The following is a 23254-nucleotide window of genomic DNA, read 5'->3' on the forward strand; positions in this document are numbered from 1 at the left end:
TTCCCAAATCACTAAATTAATGGATTAAAAACGTCACAAATTTACTTGGATAGGTAATGCTGCCAGTCATGAAAAAAAGCACAAATTTCATCACAAACCTCCTGGTTGGCAAAGGTCATGGGCTAAAATTCTTCTTTTTGTTTTTTTGCGTAGCCACCTTTTCTCAAACGGTTTCCATTACCCCCAGTATCCCAACGGCTAGTGAAGTGGGGCCAACCTCAGGGGAGTTTACAATTTCCGTCACAGGAGCAGGCATAATTTCCAATCTAGAGGTTTTTCTGGAAGTGAATGTATCCAGTAGTGCAACTTCCGGTGTTGACTACACTGCGTTACCGGCATCTGTGAATGTTCTTTTGGTTTTGGGGGCTGGCTCGGCCACAGTTGATCTGGATGTTTTACAAGATGGGCTGGCAGAGGGGGTAGAAAGCGTTATTTGGGATATCACTCCAGATGTCTCTTACACTATAGATGCGGGCAACCCCTCAGCAACAATAAATATAGACGACAGTGTTTCCATTGAATTTTCACAAGCTGCAGGGTCGGATGATGAGAATGTGGGAGGAAATCTCCCGACTTTGATTCTTAATGGAACAGTTACAAATGCCACAACCGTTACTGTGACAGATGACGGGACAGGTGACGCAACCTCAGGTGTTGACTACAATTTTACGAGCCCTCAAGTAATTAATATTCCTCTTGGTTCGCATAGCGGGACGGTTGTTCCAATACCAACGCTTGCCATAATAGGTGACGCTGTTTTAGAGCCAGATGAGGATATCGATTTATCACTGGGGGGGGCAACAGGTGATGCAGTCCTTGGATCCCAACTCACAACAACATACACAATAAACAACGACGACAGTGCAACGCTGACGATAACGAACGAGACGGAGTCGGAGGACGTTGCCGGTGGCAACATGGTCTTCACGGTGACCCTTGACAACGCCGTTGCGGGGGGCACGGACGTGGCCTACAGTTTTGCCGACGGCTCCGCCACGGGCGGGGGCACGGACTACGACAGCACCGGGGGCACCCTGAACTTTGCGGGGAACGCGGGGGAGACCCAGGATATCACGGTGGCCCTGAACAACGATGCCATAGTTGAGGGCAGCGAGGACTTCACGGTCACCTTGGGGACACCGACCAACGGGGTGGGCACTTCTGGCTCGCCTGCCACGGGCACGATCACGGACGACGACGGCGCGACCCTTACGATAACGAACGAGACGGAGTCGGAGGACGTTGCCGGTGGCAACATGGTCTTCACGGTGACCCTTGACAACGCCGTTGCGGGGGGCACGGACGTGGCCTACAGTTTTGCCGACGGCTCCGCCACGGGCGGGGGCACGGACTACGACAGCACCGGGGGCATCCTGAACTTTGCGGGGAACGCGGGGGAGACCCAGGATATCACGGTGGCCCTGAACAACGATGCCATAGTTGAGGGCAGCGAGGACTTCACGGTCACCTTGGGGACACCGACCAACGGGGTGGGCACTTCTGGCTCGCCAGCCACGGGCACGATCACGGACGACGACGGCGCGACCCTTACGATAACGAACGAGACGGAGTCGGAGGACGTTGCCGGTGGCAACATGGTCTTCACGGTGACCCTTGACAACGCCGTTGCGGGGGGCACGGACGTGGCCTACAGTTTTGCCGACGGCTCCGCCACGGGCGGGGGCACGGACTACGACAGCACCGGGGGCACCCTGAACTTTGCGGGGAACGCGGGGGAGACCCAGGATATCACGGTGGCCCTGAACAACGATGCCATAGTTGAGGGCAGCGAGGACTTCACGGTCACCTTGGGGACACCGACCAACGGGGTGGGCACTTCTGGCTCGCCTGCCACGGGCACGATCACGGACGACGACGGCGCGACCCTTACGATAACGAACGAGACGGAGTCGGAGGACGTTGCCGGTGGCAACATGGTCTTCACGGTGACCCTTGACAACGCCGTTGCGGGGGGCACGGACGTGGCCTACAGTTTTGCCGACGGCTCCGCCACGGGCGGGGGCACGGACTACGACAGCACCGGGGGCACCCTGAACTTTGCGGGGAACGCGGGGGAGACCCAGGATATCACGGTGGCCCTGAACAACGACGCGATAGTTGAGGGCAGCGAGGACTTCACGGTCACCTTGGGGACACCGACCAACGGGGTGGGCACTTCTGGCTCGCCTGCCACGGGCACGATCACGGACGACGACAGTGCAACGCTGACGATAACGAACGAGACGGAGTCGGAGGACGTTGCCGGTGGCAACATGGTCTTCACGGTGACCCTTGACAACGCCGTTGCGGGGGGCACGGACGTGGCCTACAGTTTTGCCGACGGCTCCGCCACGGGCGGGGGCACGGACTACGACAGCACCGGGGGCACCCTGAACTTTGCGGGGAACGCGGGGGAGACCCAGGATATCACGGTGGCCCTGAACAACGATGCCATAGTTGAGGGCAGCGAGGACTTCACGGTCACCTTGGGGACACCGACCAACGGGGTGGGCACTTCTGGCTCGCCTGCCACGGGCACGATCACGGACGACGACGGCGCGACCCTTACGATAACGAACGAGACGGAGTCGGAGGACGTTGCCGGTGGCAACATGGTCTTCACGGTGACCCTTGACAATGCCGTTGCGGGGGGCACGGACGTGGCCTACAGTTTTGCCGACGGCTCCGCCACGGGCGGGGGCACGGACTACGACAGCACCGGGGGCACCCTGAACTTTGCGGGGAACGCGGGGGAGACCCAGGATATCACGGTGGCCCTGAACAACGATGCCATAGTTGAGGGCAGCGAGGACTTCACGGTCACCTTGGGGACACCGACCAACGGGGTGGGCACTTCTGGCTCGCCAGCCACGGGCACGATCACGGACGACGACGGCGCGACCCTTACGATAACGAACGAGACGGAGTCGGAGGACGTTGCCGGTGGCAACATGGTCTTCACGGTGACCCTTGACAACGCCGTTGCGGGGGGCACGGACGTGGCCTACAGTTTTGCCGACGGCTCCGCCACGGGCGGGGGCACGGACTACGACAGCACCGGGGGCACCCTGAACTTTGCGGGGAACGCGGGGGAGACCCAGGATATCACGGTGGCCCTGAACAACGACGCGATAGTTGAGGGCAGCGAGGACTTCACGGTCACCTTGGGGACACCGACCAACGGGGTGGGCACTTCTGGCTCGCCTGCCACGGGCACGATCACGGACGACGACACAGCTACAGTTACTATTGCCAATGCCTCCGGTAATGAAGATGATGGGGCCATTCAGGTTACGGCCACTTTGGACTTGGAAGTTGATGGCGGCTTTACCGTTCAAGTAGCTTCTTCTGATGGAACTGCTACCTTGGCTAACAGTGATTATACAGGCCTTTTGCAGACCCTAAGTTTTGGTGGAACCGCTGGGGAAGTCGAAAATTTCAACATTATACCTACAGCTGATGCGGCTATTGAAGGGGATGAAACGGTAAACGTTTTCATGCAAAACTTGGGGAGTACCAGTTTGCCTGTTGATATAACGGATACGGCCATAATTACGATAAACAATGATGATAGCTGTGCTGCAGGAACAACAGCACCGGTACGGGATGGTTTGGTAAACACTACATTTTGTGACTCCTTTGTACAGGATTTGGATGCATATGTCACTAATGCCCCGCCAGCAGGATCTAGTTTAATGTGGAGCACCAATTCGGATACTTCTGAGGAGGATGACTTTCTTCCTACTAGTACGGTAACTACTGCAGGAAGTTATTTTGGTTTTTTCTATGACACCCTTAACAATTGTGCAAGCCCTACTTTAAGCGTAACCTTGGTTTCAAACAGTACACCTTCAGCGGGCACCACAACCAACATTTCAGCCTGTAGCAATTCCGCAGATGGAAATAGCATTGTGGATTTGGATGATCAATTGACAGGAGCGGATCCAGGAACTTGGTCCTTGTCCAATGCTCCCGGAGGGGCTTCCATAACCATCAACGCAAGTAATATTGTAAACTTCAATGGCCAACCGGAGGGAGATTACGAGTTTAGTTACACAACAACAGGAGCAGATGCACCCTGTGTCAACCAGGTTTCAACCTTGACCGTGACGGTTATTGATTGTTCCATTCCTTGTGATGCTGGTGACTCTGCACCCGAATTGGATACATCCCAACCTACCAATTTTTGTGATGTGGTTTCAGCGGACCTTAATGATTATGTAACCAACACAGCTCCTACCGGAAGTGTGCTTACATGGAGCACCAATCCTGATCCATTGGAAACCAATGCCCATAGAAGCAGTGTTGTAATTGCACCTGGATCCTATTTTGGATTCTTTTATGATGAAGTAAATGGATGTGCCAGTCCAACCTTAACAGTAACCTTGGTATTGAACAACACCCCTGCTGTTTTAAGCTCATCGGGAGCTTCCAGATGCGGGGAGGGTACTTTGACTCTTACAGCTTCAACTACTGATGATGCCTTGTTAAATTGGTATGATAGCGCAACAGGAGGAACCTTCCTGGGCAATGGAGACACTTTTGAAACTCCTATTATTTCGGAAACCACTTCCTTTTTTGTTGAAGCTTCAGCCAACGGTTGTAACTCTGTGAGAACAGAGGTAGTGGCCACAATCAACCCGAACCCTGCCACGGGGACTCCTACCAACACCGTTGCTTGTAATACTACTGGAAATGGAGGGCCAACGATTATCGACTTGGATGATACCCTGACGGGTGAAGGAGAGGGAACATGGTCTATTGTTACCGATCCATCTGGAGGGACGCTTGTTATTGATTCCGAAAACAATGTGGACTTTGAGGGCCTAGCTGCAGGGGATTACGTATTTGAGTTTACCACCACAGGTGCCGTTGCCCCTTGTGTCAACTCTTCTGTGCAGGTAACTATCGCGGTAAGTGATTGTATTGTTGATTCGGATGGTGACGGACTAACAGATGGGGAGGAAGCCAGTTTGGGTACGGACCCCAACAACGCGGATACCGATGGGGATGGATTAACGGATGGGGAGGAAGTTTTAGTGGTAGATGACCCCAATACAACGGCAATTCCAGAAAACGCATCGGATCCTTTGGATAGCTGTGACCCATTCCTTACTCCAGATTGTAATCCATCAGATATTGATTTGGCGATTACCAAAGAGGTGGATAATGCAACACCGTTATTGCAGACGAACATAACATTTACGCTTACCTTGGAGAATACAACCATGGATAGGGTTTTGGATATTGTGGTCAACGATTTGATTTCTACCGATGCTGGCTTTCAGTATGTTTCCCATACGGCCTCCAGTGGAGTGTACGATCAAATCACGGGAGTATGGTCCATTGATGAAATGGGTCCAGAGGAAGTCATCACCTTGGAAATCACCGTAACGGTTTTGGTTACCGGAACCCTTCAAAATACAGCATCTATAACAAGTTCCTTTCCTACGGATGGGGTGGCATCCAACAATACGGCGTCCGTTTCGGTGCAAGCCAACCGAAGTCCATGTGAAACCCCCGGAACCTTGTGCAATATATTTTCACCCAATGGTGATGGAATAAATAATACATTGGTCCTAGTCAACCATCAGGACTTCCCTCAAAACAACCTCCAAATTTTTGATCGCTATGGCAACAGTGTTTTTGAAATGACCGGATACGATAGTTCATGGGATGGTACAAGGGGTAGTGGGGATGTTCCCGATGGCACCTATTTTTATGTCCTGGACCTTCTGGGAGATGGCACAGAAATTGTTAAAGGTTGGATTCAAATAATAAGATAAGCTGAATATGCCCAAAACTTTTGGTTCAAAGACATATAGGTTTTTCGCGTTAACATTCATGGCTGTTTTGGGTATGGGTTACGCACAAAAGGAGCCGCAATACACCCAGTACATGTATAATATTGGAAGTTTCAACCCTGGATATGTGGGTTCTGTTGAGACTCCTGAGGTTTCTGGCCTATACCGCGCCCAATGGGTAGATATTCCAGGGGCACCAACCACCATGAGATTTGGGGCCAATGTTCCATTGGCCAATGAACGTTCTGGATTGGGGCTTAATGTGGTACTTGATGAGTTGGGGCCGTCCAAGCAGACCTACGCCAATGTTTCGTACAGTTATGAGATCAGCCTTACCGATATCACCAAACTATCATTTGGAATGGTTGCCGGGGGGTCATTTTTAAGCTTGGATTATTCCGAGGGAAGTTTTGTTGATCCTTCCGACCCCACCATTCTTGGGGAGAATTATAGCAATTTTTATCCGACCGTGGGAGCTGGATTGTTTATGTATGAAGAAGACTGGTATCTGGGGCTTTCGGTGCCTAATTTCTTAACAGAAGGGCTTTATAATGAAGAGATTGCCACTGTAGTGGAAGGTAGTTGGCAGTACCACTTTATTGGAGGGTATGTGTTCCAGATTTCCGACAGGACCAAGTTTAAACCGGCATTTTTATTAAATTACCTTCAAGGATCGCCTGTTACGGTCAATTTATCCGCTAACTTTCAGTTCATTGATGCGCTTACCGTTGGCGCTTCGTATAGATTTGATAATGCTATAAGTGGTTTGGCCGGGTTTCAGGTTTCCAATTCGCTTTTTATCGGGTACTCCTATGATTACAATACCAATGGTCTTGGAGATTTTACAGGAGGGTCGCACGAGGCTATTTTGAAGTTTTATATTGGTCGTGAAGGAAGCAATAGAGGCCCACGAACAAAGAACAAGGACAGAAAATTAAAAGGTAAACCTAAACAAATAGATTCCCCCAGATTTTTCTAGCTATGTTTAAAGTCAAAAAAATATTCCCCATTTTATTTACCTTTTTATTGGGTACCGTTGTAGGCAGCGGCCAGTCCAAAAAGTCTAAGGGCGATGATTACTTTTTTCAATACGAATACCAAAAAGCAGTGACCGCCTACGAAGCGGATTTGGCTGAGGGAAACTTGTCCTTGGAACAGTATCTGAACCTAGCAGATTCCTATTATAAAACCAATAATTTTGAAAAGGCTTCTGAGGCCTATATGAAGTTGTACAAGCAAGATACGCTGTTGGGCAACCATCACTTTAATAAGATGTTGCAAAGTTTTGCCAGAACTTCCAACAAAGAACGAACCGAAGCTGTTTTGTCCACAAAATCAACCAATTTTGAAAAAGAGTTTTTACAGAACCTGGAGTTCAATACCCAGCTGTTGGGCGGCTCCGACCCCTCAGAAACTATGGACTTCCGAATATTCAATTTGGAAGGGAACAGTCCGCAATCTGATTTTTCACCTACATTTTATGGAGATAAATTACTTTTCTCAAGTGCAAGGTCCCAAGACAAAAAACGGAGATATGTTCCCACTGGAGAAGGGTATTTGAATATTTATGAGGGAACACTGCAACCAAACGGACAGTTTTCCACCGCCACTCCATTCACGGGAATACCCACTTCAAAATATCACAAGGCAACGCCCTATTATACAGAAAAATTGGAAAGTGTGTTTTACGTCCTTTCCAACACCCAAAATGGCGAATTAAGCTTTGATGAGAACGGGAAAAATGCCTTGGCGATTGGTATGCAAACTAAGGAAGGGCCCTTTTACCTCTTATTAAAAGATTTAAGCACCTCTTTTTATTATCCATTCTATGATGATAAAGATGACAAACTTTATTTTTCTGCAAACTTTGAGGATGGTTATGGGGGTACTGATATTTATTATGTACATACCAATAAAGGGCAGATCATGTCGGCCCCAATAAATCTTGGCCCAAGAATAAACTCCCCAGGGAATGAAATAGCCCCTTTTATTTTTGAAAACAGTTTCTATTTTTCTTCTGATGTTTTTTATGGTTTAGGGGGAATGGACATCTATAAATCCAATATGGAGGGCAGCGGTTTTAGCATCCCCATAAATCTAGGTAAGGGAATCAATTCTTCAAAAGACGATTTTGGATTCATCATGCGTAACGATGGCGATGGGCTTTTAGGATATTTTTCTTCCAACAGACCTGGAGGAAAGGGAAATGATGACCTTTATGGGTTTAAGGTAGATGAGAAACCAGGACTAAGAACCCTTATTGTAAAGGGGAAGGTTGTAAAGTCGAACAAGCCAACAGAAGTGGTGGGCAAAGCGGCGGTTCAATTGGTGGATACGGTTGGAAATCTCTTGGCCGAAACCTATTCGGATGAGGATGGAAGCTATCGATTGGAAATTCCATGGACGAAGGAGCTGGTTTTGAAAGCGGTAAAAGATCGTTTTTCTGAGACTACGCAACAGTTTAATGAGGAAGAATTGGAAGCTATGGAAGGTAATAGCTATGATGTTCAATTGGCAGCATACGATGATCTTGTGGAGGAAAGGGAAGGACAGACTGTGGTAAAACTGAAGGATTTCTACTTTGGGCGGGGAAGAACCCAACTTACCCCAGAAATCAAAACCGAACTGGACAAGGTGGTAACCTTTGTAAAGGATTTTCCCTTTGTGCAACTAAGAATTGAAACCTATACTGATAGTAGGGGAGGAAGCAGTACCAACTTTAGATTGACGCAAGGGAGGTCTGATGCCATAAAAAGTTACCTGATTCAAAATGGAGTGCCGGAAACCAGTGTTTTATACTCCATTGGACATGGGGAAAATAAAATTCTGAATAATTGTACCAACGGCGTATACTGTTTGGAAGTCCTGCACAAACGAAACCAGCGGTCGCTCATTGTGGTATTGAACGACAATATCCTGTTCAACTGATCACCTGATCAGCATCCAACAATAGTAAAGGGCAAATACCAATAAAAAAAACATTCCCAGATAAGTTAGGAACCGCAGCCCCCTTTTTGGTCTTTGCGCGACTGGAACATCTTTACCCATTACCGTTTTAAGGTTCATCCAGCCAATTAATGGGGCCATTACAAAGGAAACAAAAGTGGCCAAAGCTACCAGGTTGCCCATGTTGGCTCCAAAACCGGCAATAACGATCCAATTGATTACCGCCATTAGGATTACCGTGACGGCAAAAGAGTTTTTATGACTGAATACAGGTTTTTTGGGAAATAGCTTTTGCAAAACGTCCAAGCTTACCCGTGAAACGGCATCATGGGCCGTCATACAGGTACTGAACATAGTGGCGAAAGCGGCTACTGCGATTAAAACGTAGGCCCAGTTTCCAATATGGGTGGTAAACAGGTTAACCACTTGATCTGCAAATACTGCAGCTTTTCCGCTCAGTTCTGTTCCGGTTCCATATAAGGTCATCCAACCAATGATCAAGAAGAACACGGCCAACAAGGCGGTCATTATGTAGCCCACATTAAACTCGTGAAGCGCATCTTTTAAGGTGGGTTTTTCCTTCATGGTCTTTTGGTTCTCCATACTCCATAAGCTCACCCATCCCGATGCCTCTACAGCAGTTGGCATCCAACCCACAAGACTGATCAGGAACAAGACTCCAACCTCATTGAATATTTCAGGTCTTTGGTAGGTTTCCGAACCTGGTACAGTACCTTTTTGGATAACCATCACTGTGGTGATCAAAAGGGCCACAAATAAAATGGAAATCACCGCTTTGAGGGAGTTTTCAAGAAATCGGTATTTCCCTATAATCAATAGCGAACCAATAAAAATGAAGAGGCAGAGTGCCACAAAGCCCTCTCCAACTTCGGTAATGCCAAACAAATTCATTAACAGGCCAGCCGTAACCACATAGAGTGCAGCCAGAATGGTAAATGTGGAGACTACCGTCACCAAGGCGTAAATCCACAGGTACTTTCTGCCCATGTTTAAATAGCCCTGGATAAGACTTTGATCGGTTACGGAAGTATACCGAATGCCAAATTCAAAAAAGGGGTATTTAAGCACATTGGCCAACACAATGGGTACGATCATGATCCAACCATACTGGGCACCGGCCTTTGTGGACAACACCAAATGGGAGGTGCCAATGGCCATACTGGCAAAAAGCAATCCAGGCCCTAGATTTTTGAGAAGCACCCTAATTTTTGACATGAATATCAATACGTGTTGGCAACGAAAATAACTTTTTTGTTGAGACAAGGAAAATAGCCTCCTGAATTATCCTATAGAATTTGAAAATGAAATCGGAAATCTGCTATGAATCAATTGGCTTTAACCAAGCGCAAAGTACTTTGGAAGATGATATCAAATATTTAGGAAACCTTGGAATATTTCTTTTTTTGTTAGAAAACAACTTCAAGTTAGGGATTGTTTAACCCTTAAAAAGCTCAATGGGTTCAGTTTAAGGAAACTGCTGGAAAATGCTTCATTCAGGTCTATTCTAGATAATTTAATAGAAAAAATCTTGAGGAGTATGGAATTCCTAAAGAGATAGGGCTTTGGTTTTTTTTGTGAGAAAATATCCCGCCAATTTTTATATATTTATCAATAATAAACTCAAAACAGTGTACTTATTGTGGTGTTGAACCACTAAATACAGGAACTCAAAGAATCTATCTAACTCAAACTAACTCAAACTATGACTGGAAACTTCTGTTGACTTTTTTCCCTTAATCAAGGTCTGTTTGGAAGAATGTAATTTCTTCTTGTTAACCAATTATTAGGATGGGAGGTGTTTGCCAAACCTTTCCTTACCTATGCTTGGTGAAATTAGGGAGCCATTTTCTTTTTTATGGCTCCGTGCTAAGAATAGTATCTATTTAACGCAGTATATGTTGTGTCCCATTGGTAGGGATACATCTAAAGTATATTGATTGGTTATGTTGGAAAACCAAAATACGAACGAACTTGCTTTATGGAATGAGATAAGGAAAGGAAATGTCCTGGCCCTGGGCGAAGTGTATGACATTTACATTGACGATCTTTTTTCATATGGCATTCAGTTTTCGGAGGATAGAAGCCACGTAATGGATTGTATCCACGACCTCTTTTTGGATTTGTACAAGTATCAATCCCGATTGGCGGCAACCACCAATGTCAAGTATTATCTGCTGACATCCCTCAAAAGAAAAATAATCCGTCGGCACAATAGCAAGCTTACGCATTATACCAACGAAACTCCACTACTTCCAAATGATCAACGAAACCATATACCATCTCCAGAAGAGGAGCTTATAGAGATGGAAAATGATTGGTTACGAAGTCACAGCTTACTGAAAGCAACGGAATTCCTTACCAAAAGACAGCAAAAAGGATTATCCCTGCGGTTTTATGAGAAAAGATCCTATGAGGAAATCGCGGAGATAATGAATACTTCCGTGGAAACTTCCAGGACTATCATATATAGGGCAATTAAGTCACTAAGAAAAAACATTGTTCTTCCCATAGTGATTTTGGTGAGTTACTTTTTATAAAGTCTTGATAGTTAGTAGGGTAACTGGTATCTGACAACCCTATTTTATTCAAAATCTCAATTTTGAAGCACTGGAATTAAAGATTTCTTAAAAAAAATCTAAAAAATTTGTCTATAAATCAAGTATTGAATGCTTTTATTAATAAGGACAGCTTTTGGAATTTGGCTTGGATGTAGATTTCAAAGGTGTCAGAGAACAAAATGAGAAAAGAAGAAACTACAGAAAATCATTCCGCTCCAATTAATCAAGAGGAAAAGGAACACCTAAAGAAAAAGATCACCCATTCCATTTTTAGGTACCAGCGTCATAGGAGACGGGTTCGGTTTGGATTTGGAGCTGCGGCTTCAGTCCTTTTGATTGCATCCGCAGGTTTTTATTTGTACAATTCCGAATATAATCCCACTTCCATTGAGTCCTATGTCAAGGCTACAAGTTGCAAAGTGGACGCGGGAAGCTCAACGGAGGTTACACTGATCTTGGACAACGAGACGAACATCCATGTGGATCAGGACAATACCAATATTAAATATTCCAATACAGGGAGCAAGGTACAGATAGGCTCCTTAAAAGAGGTTGATCAGGTTACAGAGAAAAACAATGAAATTGTTTACAACACCCTTCTGGTCCCTTACGGTAGACGCTCTCAAATAGAGTTGTCCGATGGGAGCAAGGTTTGGCTGAATTCAGGGTCTAAACTGGTCTACCCAGTTATTTTCAAAGGTAAGAATAGAGAGGTTTACCTTGAAGGAGAAGGTATTTTCGAAGTGGCCCATAATGAGAAACAACCTTTTATTGTAAAGGCGGAGAACCATGAAATTGAAGTATTGGGCACCATCTTCAATGTGAGCAACTATCTGGATGATAGGAACATTAGCACAACCCTAAAAAGTGGAAGTGTTGAGATTCACTATGGGGAGGATTCCTTCTTTGGACAAAAACAAGCGTTGAAAATTGCACCAGGAACCCAAGCTGTTTATACCAAAAATGCCAAAAGGATCGCAGCTAGAAAAGTGGACGTGGAAAACTACTTTTCATGGCGTAGGGGTGTATTTATCTTCAAGAGCGATGACCTAAAACATATCATGAAAAGACTTTCCAGATACTACAATGTGGATATTGTGATCAACAATGTGGAGCTGGAAAACCAAACATTCTCCGGTTATCTGGATTTAAAGGAAGATGTGGAGAATGTGGTGAAAATAATAAAGGAAACAACCGATTTTGAATATACCACACAAAATGAAAATCAAATAATAATCAACTAAAGTGCACTATATGACGTAAAAAAGACCACAAAAAAAACCAGAAGATGCGCCAACATCCTCTGGCTTAAAGCAAACATTGCTGAAAACTTATGTTCAGCAACATCAACTAACAAAAAAAACTAAATTATGAATAAAATTGTTAACCTCAGTCCTTTAGGTACAATAACACCCTTGAGGTCTTATTTCTGGACTATTATGAGAGTTCTTCTTTTATTAATTGGAATTGGCCTCAGTACTGCATATGCCAATTCTTCCTATGCACAGACCAAAATAGACATTGATGTAAATGATGTTGTGCTTGAAGATTTGTTCAAAGAGATTCAGGCTAAGACAGAGTATATATTCTTTTATAAAGATGATGTCTTGGACAAAAAGAAAAAGGTGTCCCTAAACTTAAAGAATGTAAAACTTGGTGATATCCTTAGAAAGGCTTTTAGAAATACCGATTTAAGCTATAAAATTGACGATCGGCAAGTGGTTATCGTCAAAAAGTTGCCAGAACCCGAAAAAATATGGGATGATGATTCCAAGTTTGCACAATCGGACATCAGTGGTACGGTGACCGACGCAGATGGACAACCTCTGCCAGGTGCGAATATCGTGGTTAAGGGAACTACCAACGGTACCCAAACCGATTTTGATGGGAACTATACCATTTCTGCTGCGCCCGATGCCACTTTGGTATTTAGCTACATTGGATTTGCTACACGGGAAGTTCCGGTGAACGGTCAAACCACCGTCAACGTTAGTATGGAAGAGGATTCCAGCAAATTATCGGAGGTGGTTGTTTTGGGATATGCTTCCCAAACCCGAGGTGATGTTACCGGTTCGGTTGCCTCTGTTGATATTGATGAAGCAGTAAAAACTCCTGTGGTAAATGCCGCAGAAGTACTTCAAGGACGGGTAACTGGGGTTCAAGTAATCACTAGTGGTGATCCAGGAACTGCTCCAAAAATCAACGTACGTGGTTTTGGTACAACCAACAACACGAATCCACTTTACATTATTGATGGTGTACAAACAGATGATCCAAACGTTTTGAACAATATCAACCCAACGGATATTGAGCAGATGAATGTCCTTAAGGATGGTGCGGCTTCCATTTATGGAGCTAGGGCCTCCAATGGTGTTGTTATTATTACTACCAAAGGTGGTGGTTACAATATGGAAAAGGCCGAGGTTTCCGTTGACCTTTATACTGGTTTTTCCAAGGTTAGCAACCCTATAGACCTATTAAATGTGCAGCAGCATGCCGATATGATTTGGCAGAGTAGAATAAATGACGGTATTGCTCCAAGCCATCCGCAGTATGGTGATGGTGCTACTCCAGTCATTCCTTCTTCCATAGTGGGATATACTAGGGTGCAGTCTTATGACCCCATTGTTTTCTTCCCTGCTGGCCAGGTAAATGCAACTGTACAACCCGGAGGTACCGACTGGGTGGATGAAATTACCCAAACAGCTCCTATTTCAAATGCTTCCATTTCTATTGCAAATGGTAATGAGCATGGTAAATACTTTATGTCGGCGTCCTATCTGAGCAGAGAAGGTGTTGTAAACCATACTGGATTCAAGCGTGGTGGAACAAAACTAAACTCTGAATTCAAAATAGGTGAAAAATTACGTATTGGGGAGCATGTGAACTTTTCATTCTCCAATAATTCACCAGGTAATTCGGAGGCCATAGAAATGGCTTATCGTATTTCCCCATTGGTACCTGTACGCGATGACGATGGTTTCTTTGCGGGATCAGCTCCTCCAGGAATTGGAAATCCAAGGAATCCAGTTGCTCAATTGTACAGAACAAGAAATGATTATGATAAGCGCTATACTGGTATCGGTGACATTTATCTAGATTATCAAATTATCGATGGTCTTTCCTTTAAGTCTACACTAGCTGGTGGTTTTGAAATTTTCGATTCAAGACGATTTACGTCCTTGGATCCTGAAAATGGAGAGCCGATTTCCACCAACACTTTGACGGAAAGAGATCAAACCCGTTATAACTGGAGTTGGACAAACATCCTGAATTTCAATAAAACGTTCGGGGATCATACCATCAATGCCATTGCTGGTATCGAAGCCTTGGAGGAGGGTCAAAAGAGTAAGGAAGTCTCACGTACTGGTTTCTTATTTGAAGACCCCAACTTTTATTTGTTAAGCAATGGATCGGGTGCTCCCAATGTTCCAACTACCGTAGATAACGTAGATGTTACTTTTGATCGGCAGAATACGCTTTACTCCCTTTTTGGCTCTGTAAATTATTCCTATCTAAGTCGTTACTTCCTAACAGGTACTTTGCGTAGGGATCAATCATCCAGATTTTTGGGAGATAACCAAACTGGGGTATTCCCCGCTGTAAGTGCCGGATGGCTTATCAGTGATGAAGACTTTTTTCCTACGGATGGTATTGTCAATCGCTTAAAACTGAAAGCATCTTGGGGAGAATTGGGTAATCAAACTTTACCTGCCAACAACCCAACCATTAATATTTCTAGTTTGAGTGAGCAATTTGCCAACTACTCCTTTGACGGAACAAGCATAACCACGGGAGCCTTATTGACCCAAGTGGGTAATGCCGATTTGAAGTGGGAAACTTCGCAGACTACAAACTTTGGAGTTGAGCTTTCATTGTTTAACAGTAGTTTGAATATTTCTGCCGAGTATTTTAACATCAAGACCGAAAACTTAATCACAAGAGACTTCAGTTTGATCAGCTCAACAGCAATAGATGCTGAAGCTCCTTTGGTAAACTTGGGAGATGTTGAGAACAAAGGTTTCGACCTATCTATTGGTTATGGGAATATAACAGCTGGTGGCTTCTCCTATGATATAGCGTTGAACTTGTCGCATTACAAGAACGAGGTGACAAGGTTGATCAATGACGCACCAGTACCTGGAAGGGGCGATTTAAGAAATGGATCGGTGACCCGTACAGAGGTTGGTGATGAGCTTTCTTTCTTCTATGGAAGAAGAATTACTGGTCTGGATAGTAACGGTAGATTCATGTATGAAGATATCGATGGTGATGGCGAGTCCCTTGTGGATGGTGATGACAGAACTAAGATAGGTTCTCCGCATCCAGATTTCACCTATGGTATCAATGCCAATCTTTCCTACAAAGGATTCGATATGCAGTTGTTCTTTACTGGCTCTCAGGGTAACGACGTCTACAACTATAGCAAGGTATTTACAGACTTTGGACTATTCTTTAATAGTAACAGAAGTACAAGGGTGCTCAATGCTTGGACGCCCTCCAACACCAACACAAGTGTTCCAGCTTTGACCGCTTCTTATCCATTGGAAGAAGCTTCCGCCAATACATACTTTGTTGAGGATGGATCTTACTTAAGGTTAAAGAACATGCAAATTGGCTATACCCTACCAAGTGATATTACCAATAAGATTGGTTTGAGCTCTTTACGACTTTACCTTCAAGGAACCAATATCTTCACGATAACTGACTATGAAGGCTTTGACCCAGAAGTGATTCCGATTGATGCGGATGGAGTCGGTCAAAATTTAAATTTAGGTATAGATAGAAGGGTTTACCCTCAACCAAAGATCTACACCTTAGGGATTAACTTAAAACTCTAAAAAAATGAAAAAGAAAAATTTTATCAATTTATTTCTGGTTTTACTGGTCCTGGTAATTGGATGTAGCGATGATTTTACAGAGACTCCAGCGGTTGGAGCATTATCTGACGATGCTTTGGCCAATGAAGATGGACTTGCATTATTATTAACAGGAGCTTATTCCTCATTGAACGCTGTAAGCTCAACCAGCTATGGAAATGGCTGGGGTAGAGCTGCGGACAATTGGTGGATGGATGTATTGTCTGATGACGCACATAAAGGGAGTACCAATGATGACCAAGCAGATTTGAAAGAAATCGAAATTATGAACTGGTCATCAGCTAATGGTTATTTTTATGCGCGCTGGGGCGAACTATTTACCTTGGTAAATCGATCTAATGCTGTTATGGCACTATCAAGTTCCTTGGAAAACCCTGGGGATTTTATAGATCAAGTTGCACAAGCCAGGTTTTTAAGAGGATTGGCATATTTTCAACTTCAAGTAATGTATGGAAATGTACCCTTCATTTCAGAAGAGAATTATGCTGCATCTGAATTCAATCAACCCAATCCCGGCCCAGTATGGGACCAAATTGAAGCTGATTTTCAATTTGCCATAGACAACCTACCTAACACCCGTGATAGCGGGAATGTTGGTAGGCCAACTTCTTGGACGGCCAAGGCATTTTTGGGAAAAACGCATTTGTATCAATCTGATTGGGCTGCTGCTTTAACGTTGCTAAATGATGTGATCAACAATGGGCCATATGCGCTTCTGGCAGATTTTGTGGAAAACTTTAGATTGGCTGGAGAGAATGCTTCCGAGTCGGTATTTCAAATTCAGTTTACTACAGATAGCGGTCAGTCATACAATGGAAATGTAGTTGGGGCGCTTAATTTCCCCAATCCTGGTCCTTTTGGCTCTTGTTGCGGATTTTATCAACCAACACAGGATTTGTTGAATGCGTTTCAAACAGATGCCAATGGTCTTCCGTTGCTTGACACCTACAACCAAACAGATGTAACGAGCGATTGGGACATTCTTTCTTACGTTCCGGATACAGACCCTCCACAACCTACGGATTTTACTCCGTTTGAGGGCAATCTAGACCCAAGAGCAGATTATACTGTAGGAAGAAGAGGAATTGATTATAACGGTTATGGTGAGCATATTGGCGAGGCCTGGATCCGTGCCAAATTTGCCAATGGGGATATTTCAGGCCCATATTTGCCCAAAAAGAACGTCTACTGGGCTGATGATGCTGGAACACAGCAGGCAACAGGTGCTTGGGGACAGCAACTTTCAGGTGTTAATTATAATGTGATGCGCTATGCCGATGTGCTGTTGATGGCTGCGGAAGCTGCAGTAGAAACAGGCGACTTGCCCACGGCTCTCAACTATGTAAATTTAGTTAGGAACAGGGCAAAAAATTCCAATTATATGCAAGCAACAGATGGTTCCGGCGATGCCGCCAATTATGTGATTGAGCCATATGCATCTTTTGCTGATGCAAATTTTGCAAGAGACGCAGTTCGTTTTGAGCGTCGTTTGGAATTGGGCATGGAAGGTCACCGTTTGTTTGACCTTAGAAGATGGGGTGCTTCTCAGGCTATCCTGACGGAATATTACACAAATGAAGCACGTACTATTCCCGGATTTGGGGCTTTGATCAACCCTTATGACAGTAAGCATGATCTATTCCCAATTCCAATTGGGGCAATAGACCTCAGTGGTGGAAGTTTAACACAAAACCCTGGTTATTAAGAATTAGTAGTTTGGTTAGTTTACATGGTTAATTAAATTAAGTTTAAGTTGACTAAGAAAACAGGGTGTAAAAACCCTGTTTTCAAATTTATTACATCTCTCTAATGAAGTACAAAGGCAAGGTAGTTTTCATTGTAGGTTTGACAATTTTATTGTTTTTGTCATGTAATCGACAAAACAAGGATCAAAAGCCTCTATTATTTTCAAAAATTGGTTCCCAAGAATCAGGGATTGAATTTGCCAATAATTTAATTGAAAATGATTCCCTCAATTACTTTACATACGCCTATATCTATATGGGAGGAGGAATTTCTGCCGGAGACATCAACAATGATGGCCTGGTGGATCTATATTTCACTGGGAACATGGTTCCCAATAAATTATACCTGAACAAAGGAAATCTGAAATTTGAAGATATTTCCGAATCTGCTGGAGTTTCAGGTGATGATAGGTGGTATACGGGTACCACCATGTCCGATGTGAACAACGATGGTTTTCTTGACATTTACTGTTCGGTTGGTGGAAAATTTGGACCCAAGGAAAATCAATTGTTTATTAACAATGGCGATAACACATTTACTGAAAAAGCCGAAGAATTTGGGATAGATGACCCCAGCAATAGTGTTCAAAGCACCTTTTTTGACTATGATTTGGATGGGGATTTGGACTTATATGTCGCCAATTACCCCCCTACACGATTTAATGCCCCTAATTTTTACTATGCATTCAAACAAAAGTTTCCAAAACCTTTGGAAACGGATAGATTATTCAAAAATGAGGACGGAATATTCATTGATGTAACAGAGGAAGCCGGTTTAAAGACCTTTGGTCTTTCTCTAAGTGCAACCGTGGGAGACCTCAATCAAGATGGCTGGCCGGACCTTTATGTGTCCAACGATTTTAGTAGCCCGGATTACCTTTTCATCAACAATAAAAATGGAACCTTTTCGGAACAAGTAAGAACGGTGACCAAGAACACTTCATTTTATGGAATGGGAGTGGATATTGCCGATTTCAATAACGATTTGCTGTTGGATGTACTGCAGGTGGACATGACGGCCAATATAAACCGAAGGGCCAAGGCCAATATGGCCAGTATGAACCCGGATTTGTTTTGGAGTACCGTAAATGCTGGCTTTCACTATCAGTACATGCAAAATAGCCTTCAAATGAATAATGGGAATCTTTTGGATTCCTTACCTGATTTTAGCAATGTGTCCCGTTTGGCGGGGATTTCCTCTACCGATTGGAGTTGGGGACCCTTATTTGCCGATTTGGACAATGACGGGTGGAAGGATATCTTCATTTCCAACGGAACTAGACGGGAAATAAACAATAGGGATTTTTTCAAAAAGATAGAGAAAATGGGCGTAAGCGAAGACAGTACACTGATCAAGAGTCTTGCAATTCCATCTGAGAAAATAGACAACTTCGTCTTTAAAAATAAAGGGGACTTAACCTTTGAACGGAAAAATAAGGAATGGGGCATTGAGCATTTAGGTTTTGCCAATGGCTCGGTTTATGTGGATTTGGACAATGATGGGGACCTTGAAATTGTCACCAATAATATTGATGATGTGGCCACGGTTTTTGAAAACAGAAGTTCAGAAAAGAACAACCACCTGACCTTAAAGTTTAAGGGCACGGACAAAAACCCCTTTGGGATAGGAACAAAGGCAACTTTATATGCCAACGGTGGCCATCAATATCAGGAAATGACACTGACCAGGGGATTTCAGTCCTCCGTGGCCCCACAGCTGCACTTTGGTCTTGGAAATACACAAAAGATAGATTCCATTAAGATTGTTTGGCCAGATAATAAGGTGCAGCTGGTGAGGGGACCCAAAGTCAATTCTTCGTTAACTATGGATTACCGTATGGCCATTGCCATGGAGGAAGGCCAGAAGCCGCCCAATTCCGCTCAGCTGTTTCAGCAGGTGGATCCATCGATGGTTGTAGATCATCGTCACATGGAAAATCCCTACAATGATTTTGACAAGGAAATATTATTGCCCCACCAAATGTCCATGTTGGGTCCCAATGTAGCAGTGGGAGACCTTAATGGTGATCAGTTGGACGATTTTGTTGTTGGAGGTGCGGCACAAAGTCCTGCGGCCATTTTTTACCAAAATTCAGAAGGGTTCCGGAAAGAGGAAATGGATATTTTGAATGAGGACAGTGCCCATGAGGATATGGGGATTCACATCTTTGATGCGGACAATGATGGCGATAATGACATTTATATGGTAAGTGGGGGCAATGAATTTTCGTCTGATTCCCATTTACTTCAGGATAGGCTCTATGTGAACGATGGTACCGGAAACTTTGAAAAATCGGATTCGGCCTTACCTCAGATGGGCAGTAGCGGATCACGGGTACATAGTCTGGATTATGATAAGGATGGGGATTTGGATTTATTTGTCGGGGGCCGATTAGTGCCAGCAAACTACCCTTTACCGGCCAACAGCTATATTCTAGAAAATATAAGCGAAAAAGGAATGCCCAAATTTGTGGATGCAACCCCAAAAGTGGCACCCATGTTGGAAAAATTGGGAATGGTTACCGATGCAGTCTGGTCTGATTTTGATGGCGATGGGTGGACAGATTTGATTGTAGTGGGCGAGTGGATGCCCATTACCGTACTTAAAAACGATCAAGGCTATTTTTCAGACGTTTCCCAAGCATATGGACTGGAAGATTCCAGAAGCTGGTGGTTCAGCATTGAGGAAGGAGATTTTGATCAGGATGGAGATAAGGACTACATCGTAGGAAATTTGGGATTGAATTATAAATACAAAGCAAGCAAGGACGAGACTTTTGATATCTACCTCAATGATTTTGACAATAACAATACCAACGATATTGTTTTGAGCTACTTCAATGAGGGCGAAAAGTTTCCCTTACGGGGCCGGGAGTGTTCCTCCCAGCAAATGCCAGGAATTAAGGATAAGTTCAAGGATTATGAGTCCTTTTCACAAGCTACCCTTACGGATGTGTATACGGAAAGAAGCCTAGAAGAATCCTTGCACTATCAGGTAAAATCCTTTGCAAGTATCTACTTGGAAAATAAGGACGGTAAATTTATAAGTCATGAGCTGCCCAAACTGGCTCAATTGTCCTCCATCAACCAAATTCTGGTAAAAGACTATACCCATGACGGTCATTTGGATGTACTTATTGCCGGGAATCTTCACTGCTCAGAGGTGGAGACCCCAAGAAACGATGCCGGAAACGGACTCCTCTTAAAAGGTGATGGTGCAGGTGGTTTCACTCCAATAGAAGGGCATACCAGCGGTTTTTATGTGCCCGGGGATGTCAAGGACATGCAATCCCTACAAATGGATGAAAAAGAATATATTGTAGTGGTAAAAAATTCCGATTATATTCAGTTGCTGCAGTCCGTACCCTAGATGAACGTTTTCCAAGGGTTGATTGTGGGAACAAATCCGAAATCATTGCAAATACCTGAATGAAACTAATTTTAAGAATCCTCAAAGGCCTGCTGGTAGTATTGGCTGTGCTGCTTGTGATTTTCTTTCTGGGGCCAAAAGTGGAAAAGCCGGATTTGGACATTACATTGCCCGAAGTAAATACCAATTTATTGGTATTGGACCAGGAAATTAAACAAGGAGAAAAAGCAATTCCCAATATTAAACCGGATAACGATGCCCGTATCGTGTGGTTTGATAGCATCCCCAATAAAACACCTTATAGCATTGTGTACCTTCATGGGTGGTCAGCGAGTAGGGAAGAGGGGAACCCCATCCATATAAACACAGCCAAGGCCTATGGGTGTAATTTATACCTGCCCAGATTGGCCGGACACGGATTGCAAGAAGAAGAGGCTATGCTGGATTTAACCGCCAATCAAGTATTGGAGTCCGCAAAAAAGGCCATTGCCGTGGCAAAACAGTTGGGAGACAAGGTGATTATTATGGCTACTTCTACCGGGGGTACCCTCGCATTACATTTGGCGGGTGGAGATCCGGATGTAGCGGCCATGCTTTTATATTCCCCAAATGTTGAGATTTATGACCCCAATGCCAAACTACTTTCCGGGCCATGGGGATTGCAGTTGGCCAAGGCGGTCAAAAAGAGCGATTATCATGAATTTGAGGCCAAAGAGGACAAGATGAAATATTGGACCACCAAATACAGATTGGAAGCACTGACCCATCTGCAATCCTTGGTGGACAATACCATGGTTCCTGAAACTTTTGCCAAGGTTAGCCAGCCTGTATTTTTAGGTTATTTCTATAAAAACGATTCCATCCAGGACAATGTGGTTTCTGTTCCTGCCATGCAGGCCATGTTTAACCAATTGGGAACGGCCGCAGAGCTAAAACGAAAAGTTGCTTTTGACAAGGTGGGGGATCATGTAATGACCAGCCACATTACTTCCAAGGATTTGGAATCGGTGCAGCAAGAAACCGAAAATTTCTTGGAGGAGGTGTTGGGCCTTGAAAAGGTCAAGGTTTTGGATACTATTGCCAACATAGTTGCCGAGGAAGTGGTTCCATAGAATTGTTAAAATTTTTAAAGATCCTTTGGTTACTAGACGACTGGTCATATATTTGTGCTCGCTATGGAGACAAAAACACTTAAGGGTGAATTAAAATGCAACGAGCTTTTGGAAAAAGGGATGGAGGTCCTTTGGTCCAAAGGTTACAATGCCACAAGTGTGAATGACATAGTACAGGCAGCAGGAGTACCAAAAGGCTCCTTTTACTTTTATTTTGATAGCAAGGAGGATTTTGCGGTTAAAGCCATAACCACCTATTTCAATTTGAATTATACGCCAGCCAAGGAGATTTTGGATGATTCGTCCAAATCACCCAAGCAACGACTGTTGGACTTTTATGAATTCCGATGTTCTGTAATCAAGAATGAATTGGAGTGCAAAATGGGCTGTTTAGCTTGTAATCTGGGTAATGAAATGGCCGAACATAGCGAGAAGATTAGATCAGCTATTGCGGCCAAGGAGGAAACCATAAGAAATGAGATAGCGGCCGTTGTCTTGGAGGCGCAGCAAAAAGGGGAAATAAATAGCGCAATAAATGCTATGGATATTGTTGCCTTTTTTGAAGATGCAGGAAAGGGAGCAATGACAACCATGAAGGAAATGAAAAGTGCCTATCCTGTGGATAATTATATGTCGATGCTGCGGAAGTTCATGTTTAGTTAAATTTTTTTTGATTTTTTATAGATGACTGGTCAATTTTTAATTTGGCCATCATTGTTTTTCATCTATAAATAGTCCCACCAAAAGTTAAAGTTGACCGGACAGTTATTTATAAAAAAAATAAAAATAAATGTCCAAAGCGCATAAGTCAGAACGTC

At 44.2% G+C, this 23254-nt stretch carries 11 protein-coding genes; 10 read left to right on the plus strand and 1 reads right to left on the minus strand.

Annotated features, from left to right (window positions below; translation table 11 throughout):
• Nucleotides 1–68: 68 nt before the first annotated feature.
• Genes ACO6S0_RS01255 through ACO6S0_RS01265 form a run of 3 tightly spaced genes read left to right on the plus strand, consistent with a single transcriptional unit; the run spans nt 69 to nt 8732 of the window.
• Nucleotides 69–5786: a Calx-beta domain-containing protein gene (locus ACO6S0_RS01255; RefSeq protein WP_422350237.1), complete on the plus strand. Its 5718-nt coding sequence runs from the start codon at nt 69–71 to the stop codon at nt 5784–5786.
• A gap of 7 nt (nt 5787–5793) precedes the next feature.
• Nucleotides 5794–6783, plus strand: a complete 990-nt coding sequence (locus tag ACO6S0_RS01260) for a type IX secretion system membrane protein PorP/SprF (protein WP_422350238.1) — start codon at nt 5794–5796, stop codon at nt 6781–6783.
• Between the two features lie 2 nt (nt 6784–6785).
• Complete coding sequence (locus ACO6S0_RS01265; protein WP_422350239.1) at nt 6786–8732, plus strand: OmpA family protein; 1947 nt, start codon at nt 6786–6788, stop codon at nt 8730–8732.
• Here the strand turns inward: ACO6S0_RS01265 and ACO6S0_RS01270 are convergent, their stop codons facing one another.
• Nucleotides 8733–9986, minus strand: a complete 1254-nt coding sequence (locus tag ACO6S0_RS01270) for an NRAMP family divalent metal transporter (RefSeq protein ID WP_422350240.1) — start codon at nt 9984–9986, stop codon at nt 8733–8735.
• 728 nt (nt 9987–10714) lie between these two features.
• Between ACO6S0_RS01270 and ACO6S0_RS01275 the strand changes: the two genes are divergently transcribed.
• From ACO6S0_RS01275 to ACO6S0_RS01305, 7 genes are all read left to right on the plus strand, one after another.
• A complete protein-coding gene (locus ACO6S0_RS01275) occupies nt 10715–11308 on the plus strand; it encodes an RNA polymerase sigma factor (RefSeq protein ID WP_422350241.1) in 594 nt (197 codons plus the stop codon).
• 200 nt (nt 11309–11508) lie between these two features.
• Nucleotides 11509–12573 (plus strand): FecR family protein, encoded by a 1065-nt coding sequence (locus tag ACO6S0_RS01280; protein WP_422350242.1) that lies wholly within the window; start codon nt 11509–11511, stop codon nt 12571–12573.
• Nucleotides 12574–12768: 195 nt separating this feature from the next.
• Nucleotides 12769–16170 (plus strand): TonB-dependent receptor, encoded by a 3402-nt coding sequence (locus ACO6S0_RS01285; RefSeq protein WP_422350243.1) that lies wholly within the window; start codon nt 12769–12771, stop codon nt 16168–16170.
• 4 nt (nt 16171–16174) lie between these two features.
• Entirely contained in the window at nt 16175–17914 is a 1740-nt protein-coding gene (locus ACO6S0_RS01290; RefSeq protein WP_422350244.1) for a RagB/SusD family nutrient uptake outer membrane protein, read from the plus strand.
• Nucleotides 17915–18018: 104 nt separating this feature from the next.
• On the plus strand, nt 18019–21324 hold the full coding sequence (locus ACO6S0_RS01295) for a VCBS repeat-containing protein (RefSeq protein WP_422350245.1): 3306 nt from the start codon (nt 18019–18021) through the stop codon (nt 21322–21324).
• A 59-nt stretch (nt 21325–21383) separates the two neighbouring features.
• Nucleotides 21384–22436 (plus strand): alpha/beta hydrolase, encoded by a 1053-nt coding sequence (locus ACO6S0_RS01300; protein WP_422350246.1) that lies wholly within the window; start codon nt 21384–21386, stop codon nt 22434–22436.
• Between the two features lie 63 nt (nt 22437–22499).
• On the plus strand, nt 22500–23099 hold the full coding sequence (locus ACO6S0_RS01305) for a TetR/AcrR family transcriptional regulator (RefSeq protein ID WP_422350247.1): 600 nt from the start codon (nt 22500–22502) through the stop codon (nt 23097–23099).
• The last annotated feature ends 155 nt before the right edge of the window (nt 23100–23254 follow it).

The sequence above is a fragment of the Flagellimonas sp. genome (genome assembly GCF_965233845.1).
Lineage (GTDB): Bacteria > Bacteroidota > Bacteroidia > Flavobacteriales > Flavobacteriaceae > Flagellimonas.

Coding starts and splice junctions, on each gene's coding strand:
- ACO6S0_RS01255 (WP_422350237.1), top strand. CDS start 69: ATGAAAAAAAGCACAAATTTCATCACAAACCTCCTGGTTGGCAAAGGT.
- ACO6S0_RS01260 (WP_422350238.1), top strand. CDS start 5,794: ATGCCCAAAACTTTTGGTTCAAAGACATATAGGTTTTTCGCGTTAACA.
- ACO6S0_RS01265 (WP_422350239.1), top strand. CDS start 6,786: ATGTTTAAAGTCAAAAAAATATTCCCCATTTTATTTACCTTTTTATTG.
- ACO6S0_RS01270 (WP_422350240.1), bottom strand. CDS start 9,986: ATGTCAAAAATTAGGGTGCTTCTCAAAAATCTAGGGCCTGGATTGCTT.
- ACO6S0_RS01275 (WP_422350241.1), top strand. CDS start 10,715: ATGTTGGAAAACCAAAATACGAACGAACTTGCTTTATGGAATGAGATA.
- ACO6S0_RS01280 (WP_422350242.1), top strand. CDS start 11,509: ATGAGAAAAGAAGAAACTACAGAAAATCATTCCGCTCCAATTAATCAA.
- ACO6S0_RS01285 (WP_422350243.1), top strand. CDS start 12,769: ATGAGAGTTCTTCTTTTATTAATTGGAATTGGCCTCAGTACTGCATAT.
- ACO6S0_RS01290 (WP_422350244.1), top strand. CDS start 16,175: ATGAAAAAGAAAAATTTTATCAATTTATTTCTGGTTTTACTGGTCCTG.
- ACO6S0_RS01295 (WP_422350245.1), top strand. CDS start 18,019: ATGAAGTACAAAGGCAAGGTAGTTTTCATTGTAGGTTTGACAATTTTA.
- ACO6S0_RS01300 (WP_422350246.1), top strand. CDS start 21,384: ATGAAACTAATTTTAAGAATCCTCAAAGGCCTGCTGGTAGTATTGGCT.
- ACO6S0_RS01305 (WP_422350247.1), top strand. CDS start 22,500: ATGGAGACAAAAACACTTAAGGGTGAATTAAAATGCAACGAGCTTTTG.